This window comes from Lysinibacillus sp. FSL M8-0134, assembly GCF_038069745.1.
Taxonomy (GTDB): domain Bacteria; phylum Bacillota; class Bacilli; order Bacillales_A; family Planococcaceae; genus Lysinibacillus; species Lysinibacillus irui.
Genome location: NZ_JBBPAJ010000001.1, coordinates 793,015 through 814,331 on the forward strand (window position 1 = coordinate 793,015; position 21,317 = coordinate 814,331).

Consider the following 21,317-nt stretch of genomic DNA (forward strand, 5'->3'; position numbering starts at 1 on the left):
GCTATAAATATGAATCCGTTGCAACGAGTAAAATTTTCGTTTCTGCAGCGTGAGCATTAAAAATTTGATGATGGTCTGTCGCGTCAAAATAAAGGGCATTACCTTCACTTGCGATATACTGTTCATTCCCTAAAACGAGACGAATACGCCCTTTGACCACATAAATAAAAGTTTCTGAGAGCGATGGCTCAAACTGTTTAAACTCACCATTAGCAGCAAACGTTAAGAAAATGGGCTCCATTTCTTTCTCATTGGATGTGGGGATCAGCCATTGAATTTCATATTTTTTTTCTTCATCTGTATAGGTAGATTGATCTTCCTCTGTATAAACAACCTTCTGTTCAGGTGATTCATCATCAAAAAAGTCCTTAGGTGTTGACCCTAAAACTTCTAAAATCGAAAATAATGTTTCAATAGAAGGTGAGTTCAAATCACGTTCTAATTGGGATATATATCCTTTGCTTAAATCTGTACGTTCTCCAAGTTCCTCTTGGGTAAGACCCTTTTTTAAACGAAGCGCTTTAATTTTTGCTCCTATTTGCATCTTTTCCCTCCTAGAAGAAGTTTAGCAATCATAAACTTTAGAAATATGAAGTTTACTTTAACGAAACTTTTAGTTTACTAAAACCATTACAATTATACATAATAATTAAAAATTTGCAATCGTTTTTGGTGAAAAAAATGGCTACTATTTGTAAAAAAATTAGGCATAAAAATTAAGGAGAAAATTTTTGTATAGAGTAGAATAATATTGTTAAAAATAGCTAATAGATAAGCGGTAGTAGAAATTCCAACTGTGTATTTGACGAATTTTTGTCAATCCACTTTAATCGTACAAACAGGCGGAGTTTACTTGTTTGAAAAACAACGATTACTCTGCTATCGTAGTAGACGAGTTCGCTTGTGCGAATGGAACATATAATCTACATATTTATTCGGAGGGATTTATTATGGCAGAACGCATGGTAGGTAAACAAGCACCTGACTTTACAATGGAAGCAGTACTTCCAGACAAATCATTTGGAAAAGTATCTTTAGAAGATATTAAATCACAAGATAAATGGACAGTTCTTTTCTTCTATCCAATGGACTTCACATTCGTTTGTCCAACAGAAATCACTGCAATGAGCGATCGTTATGACGAGTTCGAAGACTTAGATGCAGAAGTAATCGGTGTTTCTACTGATACAATCCACACTCACTTAGCATGGATTAACACAGACCGTACGCAAAATGGTCTTGGAGAATTAAAATATCCATTAGCTGCTGATACTAACCACCAAGTATCTAAAGAATACGGTGTTTTAATTGAAGAAGAAGGTATTGCACTACGTGGTTTATTCATCATTAACCCAGAAGGCGAATTAAAATACCAAACAGTATTCGATAACAACATCGGTCGTGATGTTGATGAAACATTACGTGTACTGCAAGCATTACAAACAGGCGGCCTTTGCCCAGCAAACTGGCGTCCAGGTCAAGCAACTCTATAATCAAAACAGAGTCCAGCTATTAGTTAACAAATTAAGAGTCCCCACGACAAGCTTGTGGGGACTTTTAACTGAATTTTTGTGTTTAGGAAGGTTTATAGACCGTTATTTATCTATCCGAAAACAATGTATATATTAGAGGAGGATTTCTTATGAAACTTCGTGAACAAATGCCCGAACTAGTAGGCGCAACAACATGGTTAAATGGTGAAGTATCAAAAGCTGATTTAGTTGGCGCAAAACCAACATTAATCCACTTCTGGTCAGTAAGCTGCCATTTATGTAAAGAGGCAATGCCAGATGTTAACAATTTCCGCGATCAATATAAAGATGAATTAAATGTTGTAGCAGTACATATGCCACGTTCTGAGGCAGATACTGACTTAGACACAATTAAAGCGGTAGCTGCAGAGCATGATATTGTACAGCCTATCTTTGTAGATAGTGAAATGAAACTAACAGATGCTTTTGAAAACCAATATGTACCAGCATATTTTGTGTTCGATAAAGATGGTCAGCTTCGTCATATGCAAGCTGGTGGTAGCGGTATGAAAATGCTAGAAAAACGTGTAAACCGCGTACTAGATGAGATGCGTAACGCTGAATAATAAAATATGGGGAGACGGGGATCTAGATCAGGTCCTCGTCTTTTTTCATTGTCCTCTATTGTCGAATCGTTCTCGTTTTGACAATACATATCGCAGAGAATACGCTACAATGGTGTTATAGTAGTTTTCGGAGGGATTTTTTATGATGAAAAAAGAGTTTGCGGTCATAGGGCTTGGACGATTTGGTGGAAGTATTGTTCGTGAATTAATGAGTCAGGGCGCACAAGTAATGGCGATTGACCATTCTTCAGAGCGTGTAGACGAATTTGCTTCTATTGCTACTCAAGCTGTCATTGCAGATTCAACAGATGAATCGGTACTGAATTCACTAGGTATCCGAAATTTTGAGCATGTGATTGTAGCAATAGGTGAAGATATTCAAGCGAGTATATTAACAACAATCATATTAAAGGAGATTGGTGTTGAGCAAATTACGGTGAAGGCTCAAAACGATTATCATGAAAAGGTTTTGCGTAAAATTGGTGCTGATTTTGTTGTCCATCCAGAGCGAGATATGGGTATTCGTATTGCCAACAATATGTTATCGAATACAGTGCTAGATTATTTAGAGCTATCAGATGAACACTCTATTATGGAATTGAAGGCAAATGACGCAATCGCGGGATACTCTATTATGGATTTAGATATTCGTGCGAAGTATGGCATTAACATTGTGGGTCTTAAACGTGGTGCTGATATTATTGTATCGCCTCAGGCAAGTGATAAGATTTTATTAGGGGATATCATGCTTGTGATTGGTGCCGATGTGGATATAAATCGATTTGTTAAAAAGGCATTGAATGGGTAAGAGAATGACGAAACGAAGATGGAGACTTGTCATATTTGCAGCAATTATATTAATTGGTGCCTTTACGATGCAATATAGAGAAAAAAATGAAGATGAGGCTATCTCCCAGATTTTAGATCATGCAAACGAAATTGACGCCATTGAATTACTACAGGGGGAACAGACTTTATTTCAGGCTACCAACGATGAAGCAAGAGACTATATAGAGAACTATCCATTAAGCCATGTCAGAGACCTTGCTAAAAAAGAAAGAACCATTTTTGAAGAACAACCAGCTTATCATATTGTTTATAAAATAAAGGATAAGCCACTCTATGAGGTCGATCTATTAAAAGTTGCCATTAGTTCAGAATTAGATGAAGAATTGCAAGAAATGGTCTTCACCATTGGTGATGGACAATATTTGATCTATTGGGCCAAAGAGAAAAAAGCACTTGAACAATCAACCAAAACACAACGTTTACTTGAACGATACGGACAATAATTACTAGGTAGTGATACAGCATTTAGTGCTAATCACTACCTTTTTACATACATTGAAGTAATATTTGGAAAAAATGTTTGATTTCTGGCTGTTCGTTGCATTACACTTTGACATAAAGAAGGGGAGAAGAAAAATGAAGTTTATAACAAATAATTGTGTCATTGAACGATTGCAACCACAGCACTTCCCAGATATTCACACGCTATACTCCAATAAACAAGTTAGAACCTATCTTGGAGGTGTTCCCGATGACAGCTATATTGAGGCTTCCTTTAAGGGCATGGTGGAAGCACCATTTCCTAATACATATTTTTATATTACCTTAAGGACGACAGGTGAATTTATAGGTCTTGTCTCAATCGATGAATATCATGATAAGGATTTATATGAGCTATCCTATCAATTTTTACCTCAGTATTGGGGGAGAGGGTTTGCTTTTGAGGTTCTTACAGAAGTGATTGAGGAAGGTTTGAATTGTCTGAATATACCATCTATTGTGGCGGAAACACAAACAGCTAACAAGGCATCTTGTCGCTTACTCGAAAAGTTAGGAATGGAAAAAGTACAGGTATTAGAACGATTTGGTCATGAACAAGCCGTATATGAATTACGAAAAAACAAGGAGAAACCAAGACAAATAATAGCGCTATCTGGTGGAGGTTTTTCACAACATTTCCCTTCATTTATCGATGATTATATTTTACTGCAATGTAAATCAAATGAACGACTCAACATTTGTTTTATTCCGACGGCCAGTAATGATGCTCAGGGATATATCGACAAGTTTTATTCAGCGTTTCAGCATTGTGAAGCAACTCATATTTTGCAAAATGATATGCGTGATAAAAACATACGGGAAAAAATCGATACCCAACATATTATTTATGTAGGTGGAGGCAATACAAGTTTTCTACTCGAAAAGTGGCGTCAATATTGTTTTGATGATGTGTTAAAGGAAGCTTATCAAAATGGAGTTATCTTAGCTGGTATCAGTGCAGGGGCGATGTGTTGGTTTGAAAAGTGTTTCAGTGAAAATAAAGATAATATTTATGAAGAATGTGATGGACTAGGAATATTACCTGGCGCATTTTGTCCACATTACGAAGATGATGAGCGGAAACAAGCATTTAATAACTGGAAGGAAAGTCAACCTGCAATACCAACCTATACACTTATTGATACAGAAACACTACACTTTAAGGATGAAAAATTAGTGGCTAAAATTCAAACCTATTAAAAGGGGATGGAAAAACTATGAGAATTCCACCAAAACTAGCCTTTGGAGATGAAATACGTATTATTGCTCCAAGTCGAAGTGCTAAAGTATTAACTTCGGAGATGATGGAGCTAACTAAGAAGATATTGGAGGAGTTAGGGTTTATCGTTACATTTGGTCACCATATTTTTGAAAGTGATTTCAACAATCTTCATCTATAGAGCAGCGTGTGGCAGATATACATCATGCCTTTCTTGATCCTCAAGTAAAGGCCGTCTTAACGGTGCTTGGAGGATACAACTGTAATGAGGTTTTACCGTATTTAGATTATCCAATGATTGCTGAAAATCCAAAAATACTTTGTGGGTTTAGTGATATTACAGCTTTAGCAACTGCTATCACTAAAAAATGTAACTTTATTACGTATTCGGGTCTTCATTTCTCTAGCTTTCGTATGGAATAAGCCCAGGAGTATCAGCTTTCCTATTTTCAAAAGTATTTAATGGGCGATCAACCATTTCTTTTAAGATCCTCTTGTGTATGGAGTGACTATGCCTGGTATATGGATCAGAATCATCGGCGCTTTGAAGCAGCAAATTGGAAAGTTTATTCTGAAGGGGAAACAAGTGGTCAGCTTTATGGTGGAAATTTGTGTACGCTAAATTTACTGCAAGGAACACCTTACATGCCTGATTTATCGGATTGTATTTTATTTTTGGAAGATGATGAGTTGGTGAGTCCTGCTATCTTTGCACGGGACTTAACGTCGATACTGCAAACAACAACTCGAATAAAGGGATTAGCAATAGGGCGCTTTCAGCGATCCTCTAATATGACAGAAGAACAATTACATTTCATTTTAAACAAGCATCCAATATTGAAAACAATACCTGTCCTATATGATGTGGATTTTGAGCATATTTTTACCTTCCCTATTGGAGGAAACATCTATATGAATACAAAAGATATGTGGATGCGAGTGAATATATTCTAGAAAGAGAGTGTGTAGATAATGCAAATACGACAAGCAACGGGAAATGATAGTGAACAAATTATAGCGGTCATGACAAATGCAGGTGCATCCAATTTTATGTTATTCGGACCAGGAGAGCGAAAATTACAACCTGAGCAATTTGCACAGTATATAGACAAGGTCCATGATAGCCACCATTCAGCTTTATTCGTAGCTGAAATCGATGAGAAGGTAGTTGCTTATTTAATCGTACAAGGCAATGAACCTACAAGAATTGCCCACCGTGCTTATCTTGTCATAGGCATACACAGTGACTATAGAGGAAGAAAAATTGGCACAGCATTATTTAAGCATGTAGAAAATTGGGCGAAAGAAAATGGTATACATCGTCTGGAGTTAACGGTTTTGGAGAATAATGAGGCTGGGATTGCCTTATATAAGAAAATGGGTTTTGACATTGAAGGAACAAAACGAGATTCCTTGTATGTTGATGAGCAATATATCAATGAATATTACATGTCAAAGTTATTATGAGAAAGGACTATATTGATGATTTATAACGTATTTGAATCTTGTACTGTGATAGCTCTTACAAAGAAGCTATCTGTTTTCAAAATAGATAATTTCATTTTTCACCTTCTCTACATTAACTAAAAAGTCGACCTTATAGTGAATTAGGTCGACTTTTTATGAATTATTATGCTTAATTTTTTTATCAATAGCGCTTATCTGTTGCCGAGGAATCCTTTGTTTTAGATTTATGTTGTTCATCTTTTACTTTTTCATTGAGTTCTTCGACAGGTATTGGATCAACTGTTTTCATGTCCTCGTGTTTATCAAAAATACTTTCTTTATCTGTATCCAATACATCAGGGTTATTAGTATAACGTGTTTTCGCTTGTTTTTTATTTGTCATGTCCTTCACCTCTTACTATATGCTTTCACCTTTTTACTAGAGTTTAAACATGATTGTTTTTATTATCCTTGGATAAAAAATAAATCCTACGCCATTGATTACTTATGTGAATTCAGCTAAATGTGAGTAACTGTTTCAGATTTGAAAATAAGAAGGGTAGTGAAACAGCCATGGCTGTCATCACAACCCTTTTTCTTATGATACAATAGTAGCCTTTCCTTGAAGTGCACGTTCTTCCATCGTTACATCAAATTCTTTTTCAGATTTGGACACTACAACACATGCTACGCCATTACCAATTAAATTTGTGACAGCACGAGCCTCCGACATAAAACGATCTACACCGATTAAAAGCGCTATCCCTTCCACTGGAATCATTGGGAAGGCAGCTAAAGTTGCCGCTAATGTGATAAATCCTGACCCAGTTACGCCCGCTGCTCCTTTAGAAGTAATCATTAAAATCCCAAGTAGTGTAAGTATTTGAACCCAAGTTAGTTCCATTCCATATGCTTGTGCAATAAACAAAGCAGCCATTGATAGGTAGATGGAAGTCCCATCTAGATTGAAGGAGTAACCAGTAGGAACGACTAAACCTACAACCTGCTTTGAGCAACCATAATTTTCAAGTTTTCGCATCATAGATGGTAGAGCTGATTCAGAAGAGGATGTGCCGATTACTAAGAAAATCTCATCTTTGATGTAAGCGATAAATTTAAAAATGTTGAATCTAAAGAACTTTGCAATCACACCTAAAATAAAGACGACAAATAAAAACATTGTAATATATACTGCAGCCATTAATAGACCTAAATTACCTAAAGATTTTAAACCAAAATTCCCAATTGTATAGGCCATGGCACCAAAAGCTCCGATTGGTGATATTTTCATAACCATACTGACAATCTTGAAAAAGATTTCTGCTACTTGCTCAAAGAATGTGATGACTGGTTTTGCAGGTGCTCCGATTGAAGCAGCTGCTAAGCCAAATAAAATAGCAGAGAATAGAACTGGTAATAGTTGACCAGTCGCCAATGCGCCAACAACATTTTCAGGAATAATACTAGAAATAAATGCACCCAAGCCCTGCTCAGATTCAGCAGCAGCAGTTGTATATTTTGAAATATCAGCATCAGATGCACCTGATGTATCTAAACCTGTACCAGGACTTACAATTAAAGCCACAGCAATTCCGATTGCTAAGGCAATTGTAGAAACTATTTCGAAGTAAAGTAATGCTTTACCTCCGATTTTCCCGACCTTTTTCATATCTCCCATACTGCCAATTCCAATAACCACTGTTAGGAAGATAATTGGGGCAATTAACATTTTAATTAATTTAATGAATAGGTCTGCTAAGATTTTCAAGCTGGCACCGAACTCGGGGAAAATGGACCCTACAATAATCCCAAGGATAATAGCTGCTATAACCTGAACAGTTAAATTTTTCAATAACCTCATTTTTTGCTACCTCTTTTCTAAATTTTCTCTTTGATATCGCTTTCACTAGAATCATCATAGCGAATATTTCTTAAAATAAGAGATTTAGAAAATAAGAAACATAACGTTCATTAAGTACATTTTATTCCATTATATATAAATATAGTAATATTAATAACATTGTCTGTTATGGTACGCTATATTTAATGCATTATTGTTATAATACAAAAACATAAAGTAATAAAAAAGTTCAGTTGTAAACAATCAATCTGTAATATTGTTCATTAAATTCAATATTTTCTGCTAATTATATAGATTAAAGGTGTTGTCAAAAGAATTTTTTGCAGATAATCTTAAAGTCATATCATAAATAAGTGTACCACTAACAATGAGAGTGCGGATTTGAAAGGAAGGAATTACTGAATGATGAAAATGCCTGTGAACGGCAAAATACTGTTAGTGACATTTTTAGTCATTGCATTCTCCTTTTTACTAGGTGGTATTTTTGTACTCGGTAACTTATTGTCTGAACAGGAAAAAAATTTTGGTCAGCGGGCAATGCTAGTAGCACAAACTGTATCAAATGTACCAGAGCTTAGTGTGCATTTGGAAAATGAAAATATCAAAGAATCTGCAAAAAATATTAATAAAATTGTAGATGGCATTAGGATTATTAATAAGGCAGATTATATTGTTGTGATGAATATGGAACGTATTAAACTATCACATCCAGTAAATAAGGAATTAGGGCAGCGCAGTGAGTCGCAGGATTTAAATGCAGCATTTAGTGAGCATTATTATGTTTCGAAGGCACGTGGAGAATCGGGTGTCATGATACGCGCTTTTGTACCCATTATAAATGATAAAAGGGAACAAGTAGGCATTGTAGTAGTTGGCTATGCATTACCAACCCTGCTAGAAATGCTACAAAGCTATGAGCGAGAAATTATGATAACTATAGTTATCTCGTTAATTTTCAGTATTTTCGGTGCATTTACACTTGGACGACATATAAAAAAACAAATGTTTGGGCTTGAACCCCATGAAATTGCAAAAATGTATGTGGAAAGAACAGAAACCTTTAATGCCATGCATGAGGGAATAATAGCTGTTGATAAGGAAATGAATATAACGATTTTTAATGAGAAGGCTGCTGATATTTTAGGTGTTACTAGGAAAATAGAAGATTGTATTGGACAAAAGATTTATGATGTTTTGCCGGATACCCGTCTGCCTGAAATTGTTGAAACAGCAACACCTGTTTATAATCAAGAGCTTTACATTAATCATCATAGTATCTTAAGTAATCGTGTACCTATTATTGTAAATGGCGAGCTAGTTGGTGCAGTTGCTATGTTTAAGGATTTAACAGCTGTGAAAAAGCTTGCAGAGGAAGTTACAGGTGTAAAGGCCTTTGTTCAAGCATTACGTGTACAAACCCATGAGCATAAAAATAAAATTCATACAATTGCAGGACTATTGCAATTGGGACATACAAAGCAAGCACTTGAATATGTTACAGTCACTACTGAAAATGAAGCATCATTGACGAAGTTCTTAAACGAACGCTTTCATAATGAAAATATTTCAGGTTTGTTGTTAAGTAAAGTAAGTTATGGAAAAGAACTAGGTATTGAGGTTGAAATTGATCGGAAAAGTCATTTTAAACGCTTTCCTCCTTTATTAGATCACCATGTTTTTGTTGTTTTACTCGGCAATTTAATTGAAAATGCTTTTGAGGCATTAAATGTTCTTTCTAAGGAAGATAAATATGTAGCCATCTCTGTAGACGAGCATGATGGAGTCTTAGCGATAGCAGTTTCTGATAATGGGATTGGCATGTCCAAAGAGGTACAGGATCGTATGTTTGAAAATGGATTTTCGTCAAAAGCTAGTGAAAATCGGGGCATTGGCTTGCATCTAGTCTATGAAATTGTAAGAAAGGGCAATGGAGATATAGAAGTAGTGAGTGAATTTATGAAAGGAACAAGTTTCTTAATTTTATTTGAGTTAGGAGAAGTATAGATGGATGTAATAACTGTTTTATTAATTGAAGATGATCCAATGGTACGAGAAGTGAACAGGCAATTTATTGAGCAAATAAAAGGTTTTTCATTAATCGGTTATGCAAGTAATGGCATTGAGGGAATTAATAAAATTAAACAATTAACTCCAGAACTTGTCTTTATGGACATTTTTATGCCAGAGCAAGATGGCATTATTACGTTAGGAAAAATTCGAGAGGAGCATCTTCCTGTCGATGTTATCGCTGTAACTGCTGCAAATGATATGCCTACTGTACAGCGTATTTTACATTTAGGTGTGTATGATTATATTATGAAGCCTTTTACATTTGAGCGGATTGAGCAAACATTAAAAAATTATCAAAGCTACAGGAAAAAAATAAGTGGTATGCAGGATTTAACCCAACATGATGTGGATCATTTAATGCAGCAACGTCTTCCTGAGCAAGTTGTTGTTACAAAGACAGGAACAAAAGCAATAACGGTAGAGGAGCTACCAAAAGGATTTAATCGAGCTACTTTAGATAAGGTGCTTGCATATATTCAAACAAGTGAAGGGGCAGTATCGGCGGAGGAGGTCTCTACTTATATAGGTACAGCACGTGTTACAGCTAGACGCTATCTTGACTTTTTAGAAAAGCAAAATCTATTAAAAGTAGAAATACAATATGGAAGTGTAGGACGTCCTATTCATCGTTATTATATTTAATAATTAGTTACCTTAGATGTAAAGGTGGAATAGTAATTGTCTTTACATGTATGTAACTTTGTAAAAAGTCAGAGTCAATTTGGCGTTTTCGGTAACACTGTTTATTTAACAGGAGTGTCCTTATTAACATGGATTATGTATATATTATGTTGGGATTTCACGTTGCTCAATGAATACGATGACAAACTATTAGCATTATTAGCATTATTAGTGTTTATTTCTAGTGTTATTTTCTGCAGTTCATTATTATTCACGATCGAACAAATTACGTTGTTAATAGGACAGGGGAAAAAGTATGTAAATTCAGATATTGTGTAAAGAAAGATGCTAAAGCACAATTGATTATTCTTAGGAAGTGGATAAAGACGAAAAAGCCCTGGATAAGGGCTTTTTTAGCGTCTGTATGCATTTAGGGTTGTTTATAAGCTAGGTTTTAATTATTTTTTATCGTCAGCAATAATCTCTTATACAAAATCTTCACTTTTTTGCTAGATTGTCAACATCTATTTGCTCGGCAGTAGATCTGCCAGCTTTTAATAAGACTTTACTGCCCAGAAGGAAAAATCCTTGGATAAATAATAGGATTCCTGTCCCGATGAGTAGCCATTCGATGGCAATCATATCAGCTATCGGACCGAAAATAAGCATACCTAACGGCATCATAGAGGTGGATATCATACTAAGAATGCCAAATACCCTACCCATATAATCACTTTCAACTTTTTCTTGTAATAACACCGTTGCGGGTGTATTAAAGATTGGCATAGCTATTCCGGTAACTGTCATGATTACGAGATACAGCCAAAAAACAGGAATAATGCCGAGAGCCATTGTACAAAGTCCAAATAATAATGCAGATAATGTCATCGTATGCACTTTATTTTTAAAGCCACCCCATGTTGCAATTGCGATACCACCGATTAACATTCCAATGGCAAAGGCCATCTCGATAACAGTCAAACGCCAGACATCATCGCCAAAGCTACGGGTTACTTGCAAAGGTGTTAAAAAGGCTGCAGGTGCAGCAAGCAGCATGAAAAAGGCGAAGAACAAAAACAATTGTTTTAAGAAAGCATGCTCTTTGATGTAAATGAAGCCTTGTTTCATATCACTAAAATAGCCTGTTGTTTGTGGCTGATTTGCTTTCGCATGTGTAGGAATATGCAGAAATAATAAGAAGATCGCAATGGCGATAGCAGCCGTCGTTACATCAATAAAGAAAATAGATTCGATGGAAGCCATCGTTAATAATGCACCACTTGCCATCGGTGCAAGAATCATGATAAAAGCTTGAATACTACTATTTGCACCATTGACCTTCATCAAATGCTCTTCAGGCACAAATTGCGGTAAAATAGCGCCTACAGCGGGTGTTTGAATACCTGCACCCATGGCACGTACCGCCGAAATAACAAATAGTAGCCAGAGCTCATCATAGCCGATTAAAAATAAAATGGCTAAGATTAGCGTGGATAAGGCAATCATGCCATCTGCTAAAATAATGAGCCATTTACGATTATACCGATCTGCCCAAACACCAGCTATTGGTGCTAAGAAGAAGGTTGGTAAAAAGCCGCAAATTATCGCAATGGTCATCATACTGCCTGATTGCGTTGTAAGCGTGATATACCATGTTATGGCATACTGCACAAGAGCAGAGCCAAAAAGTGAAATCGTTTGACTGCTTAAAAAAAGTATCGTATTACGTTTCCAATGTTCCAATTTCGTCATCCCTTTCTAACAGTAGTGCCTGTGTGGAAAGTTAAAAGACAACAAAAAAGAGGGGAGTTGAAGTCCCCTCTTTCCAGTATTCCTAAAACAGACTAGACCTAATTCCATTTTCCTTGCACAGCAGGCAAAGTGTACACATATTTAATTAGTAAAGTGAAATCGTAGTCTAATTGAAGCTGTCATTTGGAATACCCTCCGTTCTACATAAGTTGTGTTGATTGTAGCATACAGTTCATTACTGCGTAAAGAATGAATTAAACATAAATTAGTTGAAATTTTAAAATATGGAATCTGGAAGAGTGTTTTTTGGGGTGATTAAAGATACTTATTTTAGAAGGAGTTGGTACATTTATTAAGTGTGCATCATGGAAAAGAATTATTTTATTTTAGTCATGTTTTCTCTAATTAAAAGGAATGGGGACGTGCATATAACAAGAAGTTATCATATACTAAAATAGAAAAATAGTAAATGGAGGAAATATGAGAAATAATAATAGTAAATTGAAAATTTTAACTTTAGTCTTGATGATTTTGGTGTTATGCCTATCGACAATCCCTGCTAATACAGCGAAGGCAAACACGACACAGCCGAAAAGGGAAATGCGGGCTGTCTGGATTTCAACGGTTCTCAATCTTGATATGAAAGCTGGTATGAATAAGGAGCAGTACACGGCTTGGGCACGCCAAACTTTGGATCAATTAAAAGCCAATAAATTTAATACTGTTATTTATCAAGTAAGACCAACAAATGATGCAATGTATGCGTCTGAGCTAGCACCATGGTCGTCGTACATAACAGGGAAAAAGCAAGGTACAAATCCTGGTTTCGATCCTCTTGAGATAATAGTAGAGGAGGCGCATAAACGGGGAATGGAGCTGCATGCTTGGATGAACCCTTATCGTGTAACAATGTCTGGACAAAAGCTAACCGACCTTTCTGCCAATAATGTGGCTAGAACACATCCAAACTGGGTTGTTAAATATGGCAAACAATATTATTTAAATCCTGGCTTACCCGAAGTGCAAGACTATTTAGTTGAAATAGTAAGAGAGCTAGTAGCCAATTATGATGTTGATGCCGTGCATATGGATGATTATTTTTATCCATACAAAATTGCTAATGAAGTTTTCCCGGATCAAGCAGCATTCAAAACATATGGTACTTCCTTTAAAAAGGTAGAGGATTGGCGAAGAGATAATGTTAACAACCTTGTAGAAAATCTTTACACAGCTATTAAAGAGACAAAGCCATATGTACAATTTGGTATTTCACCATTTGGTGTATGGCGTAATAAATCATTGGATAAAACAGGAAGTGACACACGAGCTGGTGTCAATAATTACGATGATTTATATGCAGACGTCAGAACATGGATTCAAAATGGCACAATTGATTACATTACCCCACAAATTTATTGGTCAAGGACATTATCTGTTGCCAAATATGGGACATTGCTAGATTGGTGGAGCCATGAAGTACAAACATATGCAAAAACGCACCCTGTCCATCTATACATTGGACTTGCTGATTACAAGGTTGGCAATGACAGTGATGCAGCATGGAAAAATAAAATGGAATTGCCAAATCAAATACTAGCAAATCGTTCTGAAAAGGTAGCAGCCGAAGGACAAATGCATTTCTCTTTACGAAGTTTTCAAAACGATAAATTAGGCTACGCAACGATTGTTCGTCAACAACTATATAATTATACAGCACTGACACCAGTAACCACTTGGGATGATAATACAGTGCCAAACACGCCTACTTTTGTACAAGTGACAAAGGAAGCGGCTGGTCGTAAGATTGAAATAATTGACGACAATGAAACACAGCCACGTAAATATGTTATTTATCGTTTTAATGGGAACAAAGAAGGTTCTTATGATGACCCTCAAAATATAGTAGATGTTGTTTATAATAAGGATGGCATCACTCAATACTTGGACAAGTCAGCTCTTGCTAAGCACAGTTATACATACGGCATTACGGCTGTATCTGCTACAGGTGTAGAAAGCAAGGAAGTTTTTGTAGTGAAAGAAAATCAATAAATAGAAAAACAGCTACTCAAGCGAATCGCATGAGTAGCTGTTTTCTTATTAATTTTCTTCAATATCTTTACGGTTTTTCTTTAACATCTTAGATAGCATTTCATAAACAATTGGTACTACAACTAATGTTAATAGTGTTGAAGATAATAAACCACCAATTACTGTAATAGCTAAATCTTTAGAAATTAAACCACTACCGCCAGAACCTAGAGCCATCGGAATCATCGCACCGATTGTTGCAATGGCTGTCATAAGGATTGGACGTAAACGAGTTGCCCCTGCTTCCAGGATAGCTTCACGCATGGCAAGACCATCATGTTCCATATGGATGATACGGTCGACTAATACAATGGCATTTGTTACGACGATACCAATTAACATCAGAAGTCCCATCATAACAGAAACAGAAATAGTTTGACCTGTGACAAAAAGACCGACAAATGCACCAATTACGGCAAAAGGTAGTGAGAATAGAATAGCGAATGGCGCTAAACCTTCGCCGAATGTTACCACTAAAATGAAGTAGACAATGGCAATTGCCGCTAGCATAGCAACACCAAGCTTAGTAAATGTTTCTTGCATATCTGCAGCAACGCCAGCAACACCAGTTGTTACGCCTTTTGGTAAATCTAATTTATCAATTTTCTTATCGGCAGCTGAAGTTGCTTTGGAAATATCGTCATCGGTAATCGTACCAGATACTGTTGCGAAATATTCACCTTTTGAACGAGATAATGAGTTAAGTGTCGTACCTTCCTCAACATCTACTAATTCACCGATTGTCATTGTTGTGCCTAATGCCGTTTTAATTTCAGTTGCTAAGACATCATCAAGTGAAGTAGCAGCTACTTTGGCATCACGTTGTACAATAACATCAATATCATTCCCATCATTTTTAACTGTTGTTAAAACTTCTTGGGATGTATTCGAATTTAATGCCATCACAATTTGAGCAGTAGTTAAGCCATATTGAAGGACATTTTTTTGTTCAACTTTAAGGACATGCTCTACATAAGGATCTTCGTTATCAGATTTGATATCCTCTAAGCCATCTACTTTTTTTAGAGCACCCTCAACTTGACTTACTGCTTCTCGAAGTTTATCTAAGTCATCACTGTATAGTGTATAGCTTACTTCATTTGAAGACATAGACATTGATGAGAAGTTTTGAGACTTCCATTCTCCTGATTGGCCAATATTAAACACATAGTTTTCTACTTCTTCACGAGCTTTAGGGAAGTCCTCCATATCCGGATCAAAGATAAGGTACATTAAGGCACCGCCAGCGCCTCCACCCATCATCATTGCTGAAGGGTCAACATTATTGGAATCCGTTATGGAAACTTGTAAAATATCAACATCTTTACGTTTCATTAATTCTTTTTCTACTTTTTCAACGTTTGCTGCCGTTTCATCTGCTAGCTCACCTGTAGCAGGTGTATACGTTAAGTACATTACTTTTTCTTCTTGTGATCCCATAAAACTAAAACCTATTAAAGGTGTTAATGCAAGGGAACCTGCAAGTAAAACAATCGCAATGATTGAAGTAATAATTTTATGGTTTAATGCTTTTTCTAAGACACCTTTATACCAATTAGCTAACTTACCAACTTCTTTATGCTGGCTTTCCTTTTTCTCACCGTATAATTTTTTACGGAATAGGAAGTGAGATAAAGCTGGTACGATTGTGATGGCAACGATTAAGGAAGCACCTAGTGCAAATGTCATTGTTAGGGCAAATGGCATGAATAATTCGCCAACCATACCGCCTACGAAAATAAGTGGGGCGAATACGGCAACCGTTACTAATGTTGACGAAAGAATAGGTTTAAACATTTCAATCGTTGCTTCACGAATTAAGGCACGACCTGTTAATTTTTCTTGTTTTAAATGAATTCGTCGATAAATATTTTCAACAACTACAATCGAGTCATCGATAACACGACCTATTGCGACGGTAATCGCACCTAGCGTCATAATGTTTAATGTGATATCCATCCAGTTTAATAGTAGTAATGCCATGAAGACAGAAACTGGGATAGAGATAATCGAGATAATTGTTGATTTGAAATCACGTAAGAATAGTAAAATGATTAATACGGCAATTGCACCACCAAATACTGCCTTTTCGATCATGGTGAAAACAGAATCTTCAATTGGGGCACCTTGGTCTAGAGAGATGTCAACGTTTAAGCCGTCTAAACGTTTTTCTTCATCTTTCATAAGGTCTTTTACTGCATTAACTACTGTTACCGTATTCGCATCTTGACCTTTTACGATTTGAATGGCAATAGCATCCTTACCGTTTGTACGGGATACAGATTGTACTTTACCTTCTACTTCAATCGTTGCAATATCACCTAGACGAACGAATGGTGAAGGATTTGTAGCTGAAGGTGTGACAGGAATTAATAAATCTTTTAGTTCATCTACAGATTTTACTTTACCATCAACTGAAACTGCTTGTTCACCAACGGTAAATTGATATAAACCAAGTGATAAAGACATGTCACTTGCTTGGATCATTTGCTTGACTGTTTCTTCAGTTAACCCTAGTGCAGCCATTTTTTCTTCATCATATTTAAAAGAAACTTGTTCAATATGCTGACCAGTAATAGTTGCAGAAGCAACACCATCAATTTTTTCAATTTTTGGAAGTAAAACGTCCTCAACTGTTGAAGTAAGATCTACAATATCTTCCTTCGAGCTACTTACAGATAAAGCTACTACTGGCATCATGTTCATGCTGATGGCCATAATACTTGGTTCTTGTGCACCTTCAGGTAGTTTAATATTATCTAAAGCTGCTTCTAACTGACGTTTTTTCTCATCCATATCAATGCCATAGTCATATTCAACTTGAACTTGTGCTACGTTGGAAGAGGATGTTGAATAAACTGCTTTAACATCTTCCAAGCTTTCTATGGATTTCTCAAATGGAATGGACAGTTCATTCATTACTTGTTCAGGCGTTGCGCCAGGGTATACACCCATAACAATTAAATATGGGATGGAGATATCGGGTATTGATTCCATTTTCATTCTTGTACCGGAATAAATACCAGAGACAGTGATGATAATTGTTAATAACCACACTGCCAATTTGTTTTTCAATACGAAATTAACTAAACCTTTCACCTTCACACCTACCCTTTATTGACTATCTAAATTCAATTATTTATACTAATGACTAATCGGTCATTTGTCAACGAAATGCATTAGGAGAGAGTTAAAAATATGTTAAAAAAGCAATTAATTATGGAGAAAGCATTAGAACTATTTTCTGAACAGGGTTTTGAAGCTACATCTGTACAGCAAATAACGGAACGCTGTGGAATTTCAAAAGGTGCATTTTATTTATCCTTCAAAACAAAAGATGAGCTTGTTATTTCAATGGTGGACTACTATTTACAGCAGTTTATTACGGATGTTGACCAAGTAGTCAGAGGCACCTATAATAAAGAAACGGTTTTAGTTGAATTTTATAAAAGCATCTTTCAAGCATTCAAAGACCATTCTGCATCCGCTCGTGTGTTCTTTAACGAAAAGGTCTTTTTAACAAAAAAAGAACTTTTTCATAAAATAACCGCGTATGAAGCAGAAATGTCTAAATCCATTCTCTATATGCTGGAACAACTTTATCAGGATAAACTCCAGGAAATGAAATACGATGTTATGTACTGTATTAAAGGATTTATGAAGAGTTATGCCGAGCTGTTTATTTTTTCAGATATGCCTCTTGATTTAGAGCAACTAGCTAAATCATTAGCAGAGAAGACAGATATCATTGCACACCATACAACCATTCCTTTTATCACAGAAGATCTTGTGCCATTTATTGCAAGGCCATGTGAACAAGATGTGTCAAAGGATGCTCTGTTACAATTATTTGAGCAAAATATCATTCATACAGAAGATTCAATTGCAAAAGAATCATTACTGCTATTAAAACAAGAAATAGAAAAACCAACATATAGTAGAGCCATTATTAAGGGTTTAATTGAAAATTTGCGTCAAGATCCAGCGTATCATTGGATTGCCTATGTAAGTGCTAAATACTTTAATAGTTGAATTGCAGGATAGAATTGTTCACGTGGACAGATGAACAATTCTATTTTTTTAGCTAAATATCTGCTAACTGTGGTATAGATTGCAGTGCTACTAATGCACTTGGAAATGGTTCTTGAATCCATAATAATCGTTCAAGAAAATCTTGCACGGCAATTGGTAACTGCAATTCCTGCTGCCAAGCTTTTTCTTTTTTATTGCTTGGCTTGTAGTTTGAGTAAAGTAAAAATAATAAAAAATGACCGACAAAATAAAGATCACTAATATGATTTTCTGCACGTTTAGGGTTTTCAATGGTAGAAATATCGATTTCCTTTTGATAAGTGGTAGCGAGACCAAAGTCAATAATATGCAATTGCTGTTCTACTAGCAGTATATTAGGAATACGTAAATCGCGATGTACAATACCGTGATTGTGTAATTGTGTAATTTGTTCTAAAAGCTGTTTAGTATTGGCAAGTGATTGAACGATGGTAAACTTGGCGCCATCTTGAAAAATAAGCTGCTCAAACGTTTGGCCATTAACATAGTCCATGATGAAAAATGGACAATCATCAATTGTTCCTGTTAAATGGATGGCAGGAACATAAGGCAGTGATAATTGTTGAAGTATGTGTATCTCTTGTTTAAATTTATAAATGGTTTTCTTGTGGTGACGATGTTTAGGTCGTAAGCATTTTAAAACAAATAGCTTTTTAGATGAACAATCTTTAATTAAATATGCACGGCCATATGAGCCATAGCCGAGAAATTTTTTAAAAGAGAAATCGGGATGTTCAGCTATAAAATGCTCTACAATTCGATCAAAGTTTTTTTCGGAAATTCTTTTCCACCACATTAGCTACTAAAGAAACTCATTGAGCTGAAAAAACTACGTGAACTTTTGCGAGAGCTACGTTTATAATGCTTGTGACCATAATAATTATGTCGTTTTGAATATCTGCGACGGCTACTAGAGGAAGAATAATGACCTTTTGATTTTCCGTTGAGTAAGGAATGAAGAATTTTATCTAGCATAAAAACGCTCCTTTTGATGTTGTTATTACTATATACGCAAAAATAAAAAGAGAGGTTTCAAAAAATAGAAAATAAAAAAAGAAGCTATGTAAATATTTACATAGCTTCTTTACAGGAGGTTAAACCTCCATAATAATTGGTAAAATCATCGGTCGACGTTTTGTCTTTTCAAATAGGTAAGGACCTAAAACGTCTGTAATTTCATTTTTTAATTCTGTCCATTGTGGTGTTTTGCTTTGAATTGTTTCGTTAAGGTGACGATTGAGCATCTTCTGTGCTTCGTTAATCATCGTACCTGATTCACGCATGTAGACAAAGCCACGCGAAATGATGTCTGGGCCGGAAACAATTTTTTGGTTTTCCATATCAACACTTACGACAACGATAACCAAACCTTCTTCCGAAAGAATGCGTCGATCGCGTAAGACGATATTGCCAATGTCACCAATACCATTACCATCAATATAAACATCACCAGAAGGGATACGGCCAGCAACATGTGCTTCATTGGCGCTTAAGGCCAATACATCACCATTTTCCATAACAAATGTATTTTCTAATGGAACATCGCAATCTTCTGCTAGATGTGTATGCATTTTTAACATACGGAATTCACCGTGGATAGGCATAAAGAATTTAGGCTTCATTAAACGAAGCATCAATTTTTGCTCTTCTTGTGATCCGTGACCAGATGTATGGATATTATTTAATGCACCATGAATGACTTCTGCGCCAGCGCGGAACAATAAATTGATAATTTTGTTTACGCTCACAGTATTACCTGGTACAGGTGATGAAGAAAAGACAACCGTATCGCCAGGTTGGATTTGTATCTGACGGTGTGTACCATTGGCAATGCGAGATAAGGCAGCCATTGGTTCACCTTGAGAGCCTGTACATAAAATCATTACTTCATTTGCAGGAAGTCGATTAATGCTTTGGGCATCAATAAATGTATCCTTAGGCGCGTTGATATAGCCAAGCTCACGACCAATTGTAATGGCATTGTCCATTGAGCGACCGAAGACAGCAATTTTTCTTCCGTATTTTACGGCAGCGTCTGTTGCTTGTTGTAGACGATGAATATTTGACGCAAATGTAGCAAAAATAATACGACTATCAACTTTGCGGAAAATTTCATCAATACTCTTTCCGACTGTGCGCTCAGACATGGTGAAATTAGGCTTTTCAGCGTTAGTACTATCTGATAGTAAGCAAAGCACGCCATCTCGTCCGATTTCTGCCATCTTCGTTAAGTTGGCAGGTTCGCCCACAGGTGTAAAGTCAAATTTAAAGTCACCTGTATGAACGATATTACCAGGTGGTGTTTTAACAACAATACCATACGCATCAGGAATACTGTGAGTTGTTCTAAAGAAGCTCACAGATGTTTTTCTGAATTTAATAACATCCTCTTCTTTTATTTCAATAAGCTTTGTTGTACGTAGTAAGCCATGTTCTTCTAATTTATTACGTAATAAGCCAAGTGCAAGCTTACCACCGTAGACAGGGATATTAACCTGACGTAACAAATAAGGGATACCTCCGATATGATCCTCGTGTCCATGAGTAATAAATAGTCCTTTGATTTTGTCAACGTTACGTACTAAATACGTATAATCAGGAATAACATAGTCAATGCCCAGTAAGTCGTCTTCTGGAAATTTAATGCCAGCGTCAATTAAGATGATTTCATCTTGAAATTGAACGCCGTAAGTGTTTTTGCCGATTTCGCCCAGTCCGCCGAGCGCGAAAACAGCTGCTTGGTCATTTTTAACAAACTTCAT

18 protein-coding genes and 1 pseudogene are annotated in these 21,317 nt (G+C 36.0%); 12 read left to right on the forward strand and 7 right to left on the reverse strand.

All coding sequences use genetic code 11. The features are described 5' to 3' along the window. Window position 1: 1 nt before the first annotated feature. A complete protein-coding gene (locus MKY49_RS03860; RefSeq protein WP_274795777.1) occupies window positions 2-544 on the reverse strand; it encodes a helix-turn-helix domain-containing protein in 543 nt (180 codons plus the stop codon). Between the two features lie 406 nt (window positions 545-950). Here MKY49_RS03860 and MKY49_RS03865 point away from each other — a divergent pair, with 406 nt between their 5' ends. From MKY49_RS03865 to MKY49_RS03895, 7 genes and pseudogenes are all read left to right on the forward strand, one after another. After that, window positions 951-1,493 carry a peroxiredoxin gene (locus tag MKY49_RS03865; RefSeq protein WP_274797273.1) on the forward strand — a complete coding sequence of 181 codons (543 nt, stop codon included), beginning with the start codon at window positions 951-953 and terminating at the stop codon, window positions 1,491-1,493. 149 nt (window positions 1,494-1,642) lie between these two features. Further along, a complete protein-coding gene (locus tag MKY49_RS03870) occupies window positions 1,643-2,098 on the forward strand; it encodes a TlpA family protein disulfide reductase (RefSeq protein ID WP_274795778.1) in 456 nt (151 codons plus the stop codon). Between the two features lie 145 nt (window positions 2,099-2,243). After that, a complete protein-coding gene (locus MKY49_RS03875; RefSeq protein WP_031418843.1) occupies window positions 2,244-2,906 on the forward strand; it encodes a potassium channel family protein in 663 nt (220 codons plus the stop codon). Between the two features lie 4 nt (window positions 2,907-2,910). Next, window positions 2,911-3,390 carry a hypothetical protein gene (locus MKY49_RS03880; protein WP_341385655.1) on the forward strand — a complete coding sequence of 160 codons (480 nt, stop codon included), beginning with the start codon at window positions 2,911-2,913 and terminating at the stop codon, window positions 3,388-3,390. A gap of 133 nt (window positions 3,391-3,523) precedes the next feature. After that, the gene (locus MKY49_RS03885) at window positions 3,524-4,627 is read left to right on the forward strand and encodes a GNAT family N-acetyltransferase (protein WP_341385656.1); all 1,104 of its coding nucleotides are present in this window, start codon (window positions 3,524-3,526) and stop codon (window positions 4,625-4,627) included. Window positions 4,628-4,644: 17 nt separating this feature from the next. After that, a pseudogene (locus MKY49_RS03890) lies at window positions 4,645-5,600 on the forward strand (S66 family peptidase). Window positions 5,601-5,618: 18 nt separating this feature from the next. Beyond that, window positions 5,619-6,113, forward strand: a complete 495-nt coding sequence (locus MKY49_RS03895; protein WP_341385657.1) for a GNAT family N-acetyltransferase — start codon at window positions 5,619-5,621, stop codon at window positions 6,111-6,113. Between the two features lie 181 nt (window positions 6,114-6,294). Here the strand turns inward: MKY49_RS03895 and MKY49_RS03900 are convergent, their stop codons facing one another. Then, on the reverse strand, window positions 6,295-6,495 hold the full coding sequence (locus MKY49_RS03900) for a hypothetical protein (protein WP_274795782.1): 201 nt from the start codon (window positions 6,493-6,495) through the stop codon (window positions 6,295-6,297). A gap of 195 nt (window positions 6,496-6,690) precedes the next feature. Next, window positions 6,691-7,953, reverse strand: coding sequence for a dicarboxylate/amino acid:cation symporter (locus tag MKY49_RS03905; RefSeq protein WP_274795783.1), 1,263 nt, complete (start codon window positions 7,951-7,953; stop codon window positions 6,691-6,693). Window positions 7,954-8,355: 402 nt separating this feature from the next. Between MKY49_RS03905 and MKY49_RS03910 the strand changes: the two genes are divergently transcribed. From MKY49_RS03910 to MKY49_RS03920, 3 genes are read left to right on the forward strand one after another with little or no spacing between them, the layout of a single operon-like run. Continuing rightward, window positions 8,356-9,957 (forward strand): sensor histidine kinase, encoded by a 1,602-nt coding sequence (locus MKY49_RS03910; RefSeq protein ID WP_341385658.1) that lies wholly within the window; start codon window positions 8,356-8,358, stop codon window positions 9,955-9,957. Then, window positions 9,958-10,665: a response regulator gene (locus tag MKY49_RS03915; RefSeq protein ID WP_274795785.1), complete on the forward strand. Its 708-nt coding sequence runs from the start codon at window positions 9,958-9,960 to the stop codon at window positions 10,663-10,665. Between the two features lie 36 nt (window positions 10,666-10,701). Next, on the forward strand, window positions 10,702-10,983 hold the full coding sequence (locus tag MKY49_RS03920) for a hypothetical protein (RefSeq protein WP_341385659.1): 282 nt from the start codon (window positions 10,702-10,704) through the stop codon (window positions 10,981-10,983). A gap of 159 nt (window positions 10,984-11,142) precedes the next feature. On the opposite strand, the gene MKY49_RS03925 is transcribed toward MKY49_RS03920, so the two are convergent. Then, the gene (locus MKY49_RS03925; RefSeq protein ID WP_312504756.1) at window positions 11,143-12,396 is read right to left on the reverse strand and encodes an MFS transporter; all 1,254 of its coding nucleotides are present in this window, start codon (window positions 12,394-12,396) and stop codon (window positions 11,143-11,145) included. 480 nt (window positions 12,397-12,876) lie between these two features. On the opposite strand from MKY49_RS03925, the gene MKY49_RS03930 reads away from it, so the two are divergent. Beyond that, window positions 12,877-14,445 carry a glycoside hydrolase family 10 protein gene (locus MKY49_RS03930; RefSeq protein ID WP_341385660.1) on the forward strand — a complete coding sequence of 523 codons (1,569 nt, stop codon included), beginning with the start codon at window positions 12,877-12,879 and terminating at the stop codon, window positions 14,443-14,445. A 48-nt stretch (window positions 14,446-14,493) separates the two neighbouring features. Here the strand turns inward: MKY49_RS03930 and MKY49_RS03935 are convergent, their stop codons facing one another. After that, a complete protein-coding gene (locus MKY49_RS03935) occupies window positions 14,494-17,583 on the reverse strand; it encodes an efflux RND transporter permease subunit (protein WP_274795787.1) in 3,090 nt (1,029 codons plus the stop codon). A 99-nt stretch (window positions 17,584-17,682) separates the two neighbouring features. Between MKY49_RS03935 and MKY49_RS03940 the strand changes: the two genes are divergently transcribed. Then, complete coding sequence (locus MKY49_RS03940; protein ID WP_312504751.1) at window positions 17,683-18,516, forward strand: TetR/AcrR family transcriptional regulator; 834 nt, start codon at window positions 17,683-17,685, stop codon at window positions 18,514-18,516. A 52-nt stretch (window positions 18,517-18,568) separates the two neighbouring features. On the opposite strand, the gene MKY49_RS03945 is transcribed toward MKY49_RS03940, so the two are convergent. Next, window positions 18,569-19,351, reverse strand: coding sequence for a serine/threonine protein kinase (locus MKY49_RS03945; protein WP_341385661.1), 783 nt, complete (start codon window positions 19,349-19,351; stop codon window positions 18,569-18,571). A 298-nt stretch (window positions 19,352-19,649) separates the two neighbouring features. Next, the gene (rnjA, locus tag MKY49_RS03950) at window positions 19,650-21,317 is read right to left on the reverse strand and encodes a ribonuclease J1 (protein ID WP_274795790.1); all 1,668 of its coding nucleotides are present in this window, start codon (window positions 21,315-21,317) and stop codon (window positions 19,650-19,652) included.

What these genes read in the sequence shown, in the direction of transcription:
- MKY49_RS03860 (WP_274795777.1), bottom strand. Translation starts at nt 544, where the DNA reads ATGCAAATAGGAGCAAAAATTAAAGCGCTTCGTTTAAAAAAGGGTCTT.
- MKY49_RS03865 (WP_274797273.1), top strand. Translation starts at nt 951, where the DNA reads ATGGCAGAACGCATGGTAGGTAAACAAGCACCTGACTTTACAATGGAA.
- MKY49_RS03870 (WP_274795778.1), top strand. Translation starts at nt 1,643, where the DNA reads ATGAAACTTCGTGAACAAATGCCCGAACTAGTAGGCGCAACAACATGG.
- MKY49_RS03875 (WP_031418843.1), top strand. Translation starts at nt 2,244, where the DNA reads ATGAAAAAAGAGTTTGCGGTCATAGGGCTTGGACGATTTGGTGGAAGT.
- MKY49_RS03880 (WP_341385655.1), top strand. Translation starts at nt 2,911, where the DNA reads ATGACGAAACGAAGATGGAGACTTGTCATATTTGCAGCAATTATATTA.
- MKY49_RS03885 (WP_341385656.1), top strand. Translation starts at nt 3,524, where the DNA reads ATGAAGTTTATAACAAATAATTGTGTCATTGAACGATTGCAACCACAG.
- MKY49_RS03895 (WP_341385657.1), top strand. Translation starts at nt 5,619, where the DNA reads ATGCAAATACGACAAGCAACGGGAAATGATAGTGAACAAATTATAGCG.
- MKY49_RS03900 (WP_274795782.1), bottom strand. Translation starts at nt 6,495, where the DNA reads ATGACAAATAAAAAACAAGCGAAAACACGTTATACTAATAACCCTGAT.
- MKY49_RS03905 (WP_274795783.1), bottom strand. Translation starts at nt 7,953, where the DNA reads ATGAGGTTATTGAAAAATTTAACTGTTCAGGTTATAGCAGCTATTATC.
- MKY49_RS03910 (WP_341385658.1), top strand. Translation starts at nt 8,356, where the DNA reads ATGATGAAAATGCCTGTGAACGGCAAAATACTGTTAGTGACATTTTTA.
- MKY49_RS03915 (WP_274795785.1), top strand. Translation starts at nt 9,958, where the DNA reads ATGGATGTAATAACTGTTTTATTAATTGAAGATGATCCAATGGTACGA.
- MKY49_RS03925 (WP_312504756.1), bottom strand. Translation starts at nt 12,396, where the DNA reads ATGACGAAATTGGAACATTGGAAACGTAATACGATACTTTTTTTAAGC.
- MKY49_RS03930 (WP_341385660.1), top strand. Translation starts at nt 12,877, where the DNA reads ATGAGAAATAATAATAGTAAATTGAAAATTTTAACTTTAGTCTTGATG.
- MKY49_RS03940 (WP_312504751.1), top strand. Translation starts at nt 17,683, where the DNA reads ATGTTAAAAAAGCAATTAATTATGGAGAAAGCATTAGAACTATTTTCT.
- MKY49_RS03945 (WP_341385661.1), bottom strand. Translation starts at nt 19,351, where the DNA reads ATGTGGTGGAAAAGAATTTCCGAAAAAAACTTTGATCGAATTGTAGAG.
- rnjA (WP_274795790.1), bottom strand. Translation starts at nt 21,317, where the DNA reads ATGAAGTTTGTTAAAAATGACCAAGCAGCTGTTTTCGCGCTCGGCGGA.